Genomic DNA, 1,761 nt, shown 5'->3' with positions numbered 1-1,761 from the left:
GGGGAATGATGTCTCAGCGCTGCTCAACGCGCAAGAAATCGACCACGCCCTATTCCCTTACTCCCTTACTCCCTTACTGCCCTGGCTTCCTCAGCAGATAGGTGTCCATGATCCAGCCCTTTTTCCGGCGGGCTTCCTCGCGCACTTTCTCGATCTCGGCGCCGACATCGCCGAGGCGTCCGGAGACGATGATCTCGTCCGGCGTGCCGAGATAGGCGCCCCACTGGATTAAGACATCCTTTTCGGCCAGCGTGTTGAAGGCGCATTTGCCGTCGAGCATGACCACCGTCGAGCCGGCATTCGCGGGCAGGCCTTCCTCAGTGAGGCGGCGGCCGGTGGTGACCAGGATCGAATCGCCAATGCGGTTGAGCGCGGTCGCGTGGGCGGCGGCGAGCGCCTGGATCGCGGTGATGCCTGGGATGACTTCGAGCTTGAAATCGACATTGCCTCTGAGGCGCACGCGCTCCAGGATGCGCAGCGCGCTGTCATAAAGAGAGGGGTCGCCCCAGATCAGGAAGGCGCCGCAGCCGTCTTCAGCGAGCTCGTCGCGGATCAGCCCCTCATAGATTTCGGCAATCGCCTCATGCCAGTCGTCGACGGTCACGCGATAGGACGATGTCGGCTCCGCCCGAACCGGCACATCGAATTCGACGCGGCGCGACTTCGGGTTGGTGACGAAGCGGTCGCAGATCTGCCGGCGCAGTTCCGCTAGATCGTTCTTTTTGGCGCCTTTGTCCGGAATGAACAGCACATCGGCCCGGTTCAGGCCGTTGATGGCCTGGACGGTCAAATGTTCCGGATTGCCGGCGCCGATGCCGATGACGAGAAGCTTACGCATACGCGTTCTCCTGCCCGATCAAGGGCGCGGTGTCCAGACAGGCGTGGGCAGACGGATGCCAGTGCAAAGGGCTTTGAAACGCCCCATTGAAAAGCCTGGAGCAGTCCATCGTTTGGAAGAAATGCTGAACTGCTCTAGCTATTGTTTTACGCAATTCCGGACGGAAAACCGCTACACACTTTCCCCGGAATTGCTCTAGATGGAAGCGCATCCGGATGATCCCGGTTTGCCGTCGAGAGGGGGATACATGTTCCGCACTGTCCTGACCGCAGCGCTGGCATTGTTGGCCGCGCCGGCCTTCGCCAACGATTCCGTCGCCGAGCTCGGCACCGGCGGGCTGATCCTGTCGCGCAGCGATGCGGTTGCCATGGAAAGCGAGGACCTCTTCATCTCGCCGGAGAAGGTGACGGTCGACTACGTCTTCCGCAACAACACCGACAAGGACGTCAGCTCCATCGTCGCTTTCCCGATGCCTGACATCGAGGGCGATCCGAACGAGATGCCCGCGATCCCGGAAGCGCAGAGCGACAATTTCCTCGGCTTCGAGGTGACGATCGACGGCGTCGACGCGAAGCCTCAGCTCGAGCAAAGGGCGTTTGCGCTGGGTATCGACATCACGGCCGACCTCAAGGCGCAGAAGGTTCCGCTCTATCCGTTCGGCGATGCCGCCAAGGCGGCGCTGGCGAAGCTGCCCAAGGACGTCGCCGAGGATTGGGAAAACCGCGGCATCATCATCGAGGATACCGCCGATGACGGCTCGGGCATGCAAACCACCTACGCGCCGTTCTGGCAGTTGCGCTCGACCTATTGGTGGCGCTCGACCTTTCCGGCCAACAAGGCCGTCCATGTTTCGCACCGCTACAAGCCCAGCGTCGGCGGCACGTCATCGGTCAGCTTCTATTATGAAGGCAAATTTCAGGGGC

General features: G+C 61.5%; 2 protein-coding genes. One reads left to right on the top strand and one right to left on the bottom strand.

The annotated features are described in order from the left end of the window. Window positions 1-73: 73 nt before the first annotated feature. On the bottom strand, window positions 74-838 hold the full coding sequence (gene cobF, locus EOA29_RS35360; RefSeq protein ID WP_126093142.1) for a precorrin-6A synthase (deacetylating): 765 nt from the start codon (window positions 836-838) through the stop codon (window positions 74-76). Between the two features lie 247 nt (window positions 839-1,085). Here cobF and EOA29_RS35355 point away from each other — a divergent pair. Continuing rightward, window positions 1,086-1,761: DUF4424 family protein (locus EOA29_RS35355; RefSeq protein ID WP_127222319.1), on the top strand; the 676-nt coding region annotated here is incomplete at its 3' end.

It is taken from the genome of Mesorhizobium sp. M1E.F.Ca.ET.063.01.1.1, assembly GCF_003998155.1.
In the GTDB taxonomy this organism is placed as follows: Bacteria; Pseudomonadota; Alphaproteobacteria; order Rhizobiales; family Rhizobiaceae; genus Mesorhizobium.
The sequence above is the reverse complement of the archived record's forward strand: the minus strand, read 5'-3'. Positions and strand labels throughout refer to the sequence as shown.